This window comes from Streptomyces sp. NPDC050423 (assembly GCF_040655445.1).
GTDB lineage: Bacteria > Actinomycetota > Actinomycetes > Streptomycetales > Streptomycetaceae > Streptomyces.
On sequence record NZ_JBFAJY010000013.1, the window covers coordinates 155,592 to 162,366 of the forward strand.

The 6,775-nt window shown below is 72.9% G+C and carries 7 protein-coding genes; 2 read left to right on the top strand and 5 right to left on the bottom strand.

Annotation, left to right across the window (positions count from 1 at the left end):
- Nucleotides 1-239 precede the first annotated feature (239 nt).
- A complete protein-coding gene (locus AB0I52_RS12870) occupies nucleotides 240-1,187 on the top strand; it encodes a hypothetical protein (protein ID WP_363071764.1) in 948 nt (315 codons plus the stop codon).
- A 95-nt stretch (nucleotides 1,188-1,282) separates the two neighbouring features.
- Here the strand turns inward: AB0I52_RS12870 and AB0I52_RS12875 are convergent, their stop codons facing one another.
- The 5 genes from AB0I52_RS12875 to AB0I52_RS12895 all read right to left on the bottom strand — a co-directional run bounded on the left by AB0I52_RS12875 (nucleotide 1,283) and on the right by AB0I52_RS12895 (nucleotide 5,847).
- Complete coding sequence (locus tag AB0I52_RS12875; protein WP_363071766.1) at nucleotides 1,283-2,566, bottom strand: aspartate aminotransferase family protein; 1,284 nt, start codon at nucleotides 2,564-2,566, stop codon at nucleotides 1,283-1,285.
- Entirely contained in the window at nucleotides 2,563-3,405 is an 843-nt protein-coding gene (locus AB0I52_RS12880) for a nitrilase-related carbon-nitrogen hydrolase (RefSeq protein ID WP_363071768.1), read from the bottom strand. Before AB0I52_RS12880 ends, AB0I52_RS12875 begins: the two co-directional genes overlap by 4 nt.
- Before the next feature lie 137 nt (nucleotides 3,406-3,542).
- Entirely contained in the window at nucleotides 3,543-4,934 is a 1,392-nt protein-coding gene (locus AB0I52_RS12885) for a hypothetical protein (protein ID WP_363071770.1), read from the bottom strand.
- Between the two features lie 179 nt (nucleotides 4,935-5,113).
- Nucleotides 5,114-5,494, bottom strand: a complete 381-nt coding sequence (locus tag AB0I52_RS12890) for a PPOX class F420-dependent oxidoreductase (protein WP_363071772.1) — start codon at nucleotides 5,492-5,494, stop codon at nucleotides 5,114-5,116.
- 83 nt (nucleotides 5,495-5,577) lie between these two features.
- Nucleotides 5,578-5,847, bottom strand: a complete 270-nt coding sequence (locus AB0I52_RS12895) for a helix-turn-helix transcriptional regulator (RefSeq protein WP_363071774.1) — start codon at nucleotides 5,845-5,847, stop codon at nucleotides 5,578-5,580.
- 41 nt (nucleotides 5,848-5,888) lie between these two features.
- On the opposite strand from AB0I52_RS12895, the gene map reads away from it, so the two are divergent.
- Complete coding sequence (gene map, locus AB0I52_RS12900; RefSeq protein WP_363071776.1) at nucleotides 5,889-6,656, top strand: type I methionyl aminopeptidase; 768 nt, start codon at nucleotides 5,889-5,891, stop codon at nucleotides 6,654-6,656.
- The last annotated feature ends 119 nt before the right edge of the window (nucleotides 6,657-6,775 follow it).

Sequence of the window (6,775 nt, forward strand, 5' to 3'; positions counted from 1 at the left end):
CCACTGTGGCAATACCGCTGCGGCCAACCGCCGAGGACGTTTCCGTTTCACCCGTCCGGCACTCCACCGGCCCAGCCCGGCCCACGGCGGTCCACGGTGCTGCCGCGCGGGTGCGGACCCGGGCCGGGTCGTGCGCTCCGCCCCGGACGGGCGAGTGCCGCGAGTCCGTGCGGGGGAACCCTCCGGACGGCGAGCGGCAGTCCTCCCCGGACCCGAGGGCGGCCGCCTAGCTTCGCTCCATGATCAGAAACGCAGTCATCGCCTCGGTCGTCCTGTGCGCGTCGTTCGCCACCTCTCCCCCGGCCACCGGGACCGCCGGCCCGTCCGACGGCTGGCAGCGGGTCGGCTCCGGCACCCTGGGCGGGGTGAGCGGCATGGCGCCGGCCGAGGGGGCGCCCGTGGGCTCCGGCCTGGCCGATGCCGTCGTCGTACGGGACAACACGGGGCCCCGCGAGTCCAGGGTGGCGACGGTATGTCTGCGGCCCGGCCAGGACCCGGTGGTCAGGGAACTCCCGTGGTTCGGCGTGCTCCCCGCCGGCCTGGAGGCGCTCGACGCGGTGCCCGGCCGCCCCGGGCACTACATCGCCGTGGCCGGCAGGGGCGATGCCTTCCACATCGTCGTGGCGAACGGCCGGGCAACGGCCGAGGGCGGCCCCGTAGCGCTGCCGGGCCGGAGCGACGGCGACGAATACGCGAGCTTCGCACTTCACCGCGACGGCTCGGGCCGGACCTTCGCGGTGTGGGCGACGCGGGGCGGCGGCGACCGGCCGGCCGTCGTGCGCGCCTCCTCGGTGCGCATCGGCGCGTACGGCCCGGACTTCGGCACCGTCAGTGCGCGGCAGGAGTTCGCCGTGCCGTTCCCGGAGCAGGACGGGGTGCGGCACATCAGCGACCTGAAGGTCCTCCGGGACGGCACGGTCATGGTCTCGTCGGCCTCGGACCCCGGCGTGGCCGACGGGCCGTTCACCTCCGCCGTCTACGACGCCGGCCGGCTCACCGTCAACGTGGCCCATGACGCGGTACTGCGCCTGAAGCCGAAGCCCGGCCTCGTCCCGCTCACCCTCTTCACCGAGCGGGACAACCGGAAGATCGAGGCCATCGCCTTCCTGCCCGGCCGGCACGCGATCTGGGGCACCGACGACGAGAACAACGGGGGCTCCGTGAAGTTCGACCGCCTCGGACGGTAGCCCGACGGGCCCGATCGGCCCTGTCCGGCCACGGCGGGAGTGCCGCACCGGCGGCGCCCCCTCGCCGGAACCGGGAGCGCCGCACACCCGCGGGCTCACCCCGCCGCTTGCAGCGCGTCGGCGAGGATCGCCGCCCCCTCCTCCGCCTCCGGGATGGAGAGCGAGAGGGGCGGGGCGATGCGCAGGACGCTGGTGTTGTGGCCGCCGCCCTTGCCCAGGAGGAGGCCGCCCTCGCGGGCCGCCTCCAGGACGGCCGAGGCCGCCTCGGGGTTCGCCTCGTCCGTGCCGGGCTTGACCAGCTCGATCCCGATCATCAGGCCCCGGCCGCGCACCTCCCGGACGCACTCCGAGCCGGCGGCGACCGCCCGCAGCCGCTCGATGAGCAGCCCGCCGACTCTGCGGGCATTGCCCTGGAGATCGTGTTCGAGGAGGTACGAGAGGTTGGCGAGGCCGGCCGCCATGGTGACCGGGGAGCCGCCGAACGTCGAGATGGAGTTGGCGTCCAGGCAGTTCATGACGTCGGCGCGGGCGATGACACCCCCGATCGACATGCCGTTGCCGATCCCCTTGGCGAAGGTGACGATGTCCGGCGGACCGCTGCCCCCGTGCGCCTGCCAGCCCCAGAAGTGCTCGCCGGTACGCCCCCAGCCGGTCTGCACCTCGTCGGAGATCCACAGGATGCCGTGCCGGTCCAGGACTTCGCGGAACGCCGCGTACAGCCCGTCGGGCGGTGAGGTGAACCCGCCCACGCCCTGGATGGGTTCGGCGATGAGTGCGGCGGCATCCCTGGTGTGGCCGAGCAGATCCTCCAGGTCCGCCACGCAGGCCGCGATGAACTCCCCGTCGCTCAGGTGCGCGTACGGTCCGCGGCTGCGGACGCCCCCGTGCACGTACAGCGTCTGGAGCGGTGAGAGGCCGGTGGGCGACCACGCGTGGTTGCCGGTGACGGAGACCGCGGAGAAGGACCTGCCGTGGTAGCTGTTGCGCATCGCGAGGATCTGGTTCGACCTGCGGTACGCGGTGGCGAGCAGCAGCGCCGTGTCGTTCGCCTCGGTGCCGGAGGTGGTGAAGAAGACCCGGGCGTCCGGGATGCCGGAGAGGGTGACGAGGCGCTCGGCGAGTTCGACCATCGGCCGGTTCAGATAGAGCGTGGAGGAGTGGATGATCCGCCCGGCCTGCTCGGTGACGGCCTTGGTGACCTCGGGCAGCGCGTGGGCGGTCATGGTGGTGAGGATGCCGCCGAAGAAGTCGAGGTAGCGGTTGCCGTCCGCGTCCCAGACGTGGCGGCCCTCGCCGTGGGTGATCTCCAGCGGGTGCCGGTAGTAGAGCGCCATCCAGTCGGGGCTGACGGCGAGGTGGCGATGGTGCAGGCTGCTCACGGCTCCACCAGTCCCTCGTACGCGTCGGGGCGGCGGTCCCGGTAGAACGCCCACTGCTGGCGGACCTCGTCGATGAGGCCGAAGTCGAGGTCGCGGACGAGGAGTTCCTCTTCCTTGTCGCTGGCCACGTCCCCGACGAACTGACCGCGCGGGTCGACGAAGTAGCTGGTGCCGTAGAAGTCGTTGTCGCCGTACTCCTCCTGGCCGACCCGGTTGATCGCGGCGATGAAGTACTCGTTGGCGACGGCGGACGCCGGCTGTTCCAGCTGCCAGAGGTAGCCGGAGAGTCCACGCGAGGTCGCCGACGGGTTGTACACCAACTGGGCTCCGTTGAGTCCGAGTTGACGCCACCCCTCGGGGAAGTGCCGGTCGTAGCAGATGTAGACGCCGACCTTGCCCACCGCCGTGTCGAAGACCGGCCAGCCGGCGTTTCCGGGCTTGAAGTAGTACTTCTCCCAGAATCCCTTGACCTGCGGGATGTGGTGCTTGCGGTACTTGCCGAGGTACGAGCCGTCGGCATCGATCACGGCGGCGGTGTTGTAGTAGAAGCCGGACTGCTCGACCTCGAAGACCGGGACGACGATCACCATGCCGGTCTCCCGGGCCAGCTCCCGCATCCGCTGCACGGTCGGGCCCTCGGGCACGGCCTCGGCCCAGCGGTAGTGCTCGGGGTCCTGCACCTGGCAGAAGTAGGGGGCGTTGAACACCTCCTGGAAGCCGATGATCGCCGCCCCCTGCCGGGCGGCCTCGCGCGCATGCTCCTCATGCTTGGCGATCATGGATTCGGTGTCGCCGGTCCAGGTCGCCTGGACGAGTGCGGCGCGTACGACGTGGGACATGAGCTGCTCCTTCGACGCGGCGTCAGAGAGCCTCTTGGCAGTTTCTACGCCCGTAGACACGTGCGTAGAGGAGAACGTAAGCCCCGTCACACAGCGGGGCAAGACCATCGCCGTGAACCAGCGGAGTCGATCATGTTTCACACCCGTGCGGTCGAGCCCGGGGAGCCGGGGCGGTGGGGCAGGTTCCGGTGCTGTCCGATTCCCGCCACGCGTAGCGCGTGCACCACGTCCCGCTCCCGCGCCTCGGACACCCCACAGGCCGCCGCCAGCAGTTGCGGTACGAGACGGCGCGGATCGACCGCCGCGATCCTGGCCGCGTCCTGCGGGCTCCGTACCCGGACGAAGGCGCCGAGCAGCGCTTGCGCCTCGGGGCCCCGGCCGGCCCGGTCCAGCGCGACCACGGCATCGGCGATCTCGGCGGCGGGCCGCGCCACCCCCTGGCGAAGCAGCCGGCCGCAGTCCTCCGGCCGACCCGCCCCGGCCAGTGCGGCGGCCGCTGCCGCGAGTGCGGCCGGGGACAGCGAGGAGACCTCCCACAACAGGGTGGCCCAGTCCGCGTCGAGCCCCGCCCGCCGGAGTTCCGCCGCCAGCACCGGCAACCGGTCCGCGGGCAGCCCTGCCGCCTCGCAGAGCACCCCGTGCGCCTCCCCGCTGCGGCCCTCCGTCCGCAGCCGGATCAGGGCCGCGACGGTGTCCCGGGCCGACTTCAGCGCCACGGGGTCCGGAGCGGCGGCGGTACGCGCGGCCGGGTCCTCGTCCACGCCCGGCGCGCCGCCGAACCGGGCGCCGCGCGGCGCGGCGGCCGTCACCGGCGGCACGGGCAGGCCGGGCGCGACGGACACCGGGCTCTCGTCGTCCACGTCCAGCCCGGCGAACCGGGCACCCCGCGGTCTTCCGCGCACGGGCGGGGAGGCGGCGGGGTCTGGGGCGGGCGTGGAGAGAACGGACGCGGCACGGGCGGGCTCAGCCGGTTCCGCCGCGGCCTCGGGGGCGGCATCCCGCCCCGCACCCGAATCGTTGCCGGGTGCTCCGGCCACCGGATCCGTCTCGTCGCGGAACCAGCCAGCGGGCACCGCCACCGCCGCCAGCCGTCGGCGCAGCTCCGCGCAGCGGGCCGAGGCGCGTTCGTGGTCGTCGCGGGCCCAGGCGGCCGACTCGGCGTCCACCGCGCCCGCCTCGCCGCCCGCGTGGGCCGTACGCAGCCGCTGGGCTGCGTACGCCTGCTCCCGCAGCATCAGCTCCAGGCGCTCCACGAGCTGCTGCCGTCCGCCGTGGCGGCGGTCATGGGCCGCGGCCGAGGCGGCGTAGAGGTCGGCCGCGCGTACCGACTCCAGCTCGGCGAACACGGCGCCGCGCACCGTCGCGAGATCCGAGAGGAGCGACTCCATCACGTCCCAGGGCGGGATCTCGGCGCCCTCCAGACAGGCTCGCATCCCTTCCGGATCGCGTCTGTGGAAGACCCCGTACCAGCCCCGCGCGGGATCGAGCAGCTGCGTCAGGTACCGCAGGTAGCGTGCGAACTCGCTCATGGACACCGCATGTTGATGCACCGTCACCGTCGCCCTCGGCCGCCGTCGGCTGGAACCTTCCAGTCCGCAGGCATTCGACCGCAGGTGTGTTACGGGACGGCTACACGCTCTTTTCGGCCCTGGTGCGAGCGGCGCACGGCCTCGGCGGCGAGCGCCCCACCGACGCGGGCGTCCGGGGCTCAGAAGGTGACGGCGATCCCGGTGTGCGGCCGCTTGCCGAGCCGGACGATCATCGCCGGGTAGTCCAGCAGCCAGCACTTCCAGGTGTACTTGCGGCTGATGGCCCGGCGCACGGCGCTGGTGCCCTCGGCATCGAGCAGCCGGCCGGTCCCCTCGGCGCTCGGGGCGCCCTGCGCGATCCGGCCGCGGGCATCACAGACGGTGACGAGGACGCGGCTGTCGTTGCGCAGCCGCTTGACCTTCCACGAATCGGCCTTGGTCCAGATGAGCAGCTCGTCCCCCTCGACGGCCGCCCAGACCGGCGTGGCGACGGGCGTGCCGTTCTTCCGGTACGTGGTGAGGCTGACGTACTCGCTTCGGGCGAACTCCTGAAGGCTCATGGCGCAACCCTACGCACCGGCGCGGGTGCGGTGCGCGGCGCCGCCGGGACCCCCCGGCACGGCCCGCTCCCACCCCACTCCCGCTACCCGGCCAACGGGACGGCATCCGGCTCCCGGGCGCAGCGCAGGAGCAGTTCGTCCATCGAGAGGCCGAGCGCGCCGGCCAGTGCCGCGACGGTGAAGAACGCGGGGGTGGGGGCGCGGCCGGTCTCGATCTTGCGGAGCGTCTCGGCCGAGATTCCGGCGCTGCGGGCGATGTCGACCATGCTGCGGCGGCCGCGCGCCTCGCGGAGCAGGCGGCCGAGCCGCTCGCCTCGCAGGTGCTCTTCGGGGGTCAGGGGCGTTCGTACCATGCCGTCATTCTAATACCGCCTGAACCGGTATAGTAATTGGCATGGTGCAACTCAAGACAGACACATCCATCGAGGCCATGCGCGAGGCCGGCCGGGTCGTGGCGCAGATTCTGGCGGCCACCCGGGACGCGGCGGCGATCGGCGTCTCACTGCGGGAACTCGACGAGGTGGCCCGCGGCGTCCTGCGCGAGGCGGGCGCCGGGTCACCGTTCCTCAACTACCGGCCGGACTTCGCCCCGGTCCCGTTCCCCGGCGTGATCTGCACGTCGGTCAACGACGCGGTCGTGCACGGAATCCCGACGGACCTGCGGCTGCGCGACGGCGATCTGGTGAGCATCGACGCGGGTGCGAAGCTCGGCGGCTGGGTCGGGGACTCGGCGATCAGCTTCACCGTCGGCCGCGCCCGGCCCGCGGACACCCGGCTGGTCGAGACGGCGTTCGCGGCGCTGGACGCGGGCATCGCGGCGGCCGTCGTCGGCAACCGGATCGGTGACATCGCGCACGCGATCGGCCGGGTCTGCCGCACGGCCGGCTACGGCATCCTGGAGGGGTTCGGCGGCCACGGCGTGGGCCGGTCCATGCACGAGGACCCGGGCGTCCCGAACGAGGGACGACCGGGCCGCGGGATGCCGTTGCGGCACGGAATGGTGCTGGCCATCGAACCGATGCTGCTCGGCGGCGGCCTGGACGCGTTCCACACCGACCCGGACGGCTGGACGCTGCGCACGTCCGACGGCAGCAGGGCCTCCCACGCCGAGCACACGGTGGCGATCACGGACGACGGCCCCAGGATCCTGACCGCGCTGTGACAGCCACCGCGGACACGGCCTAGTTGTACTGACCCGTGAGGTTGGGGACGCGGCTGGCGGGTGGTTGGCCTTTGAGCGCGGTGTGTCCGCGGTGGTGATTGTAGGTGTGGAGCCATTGC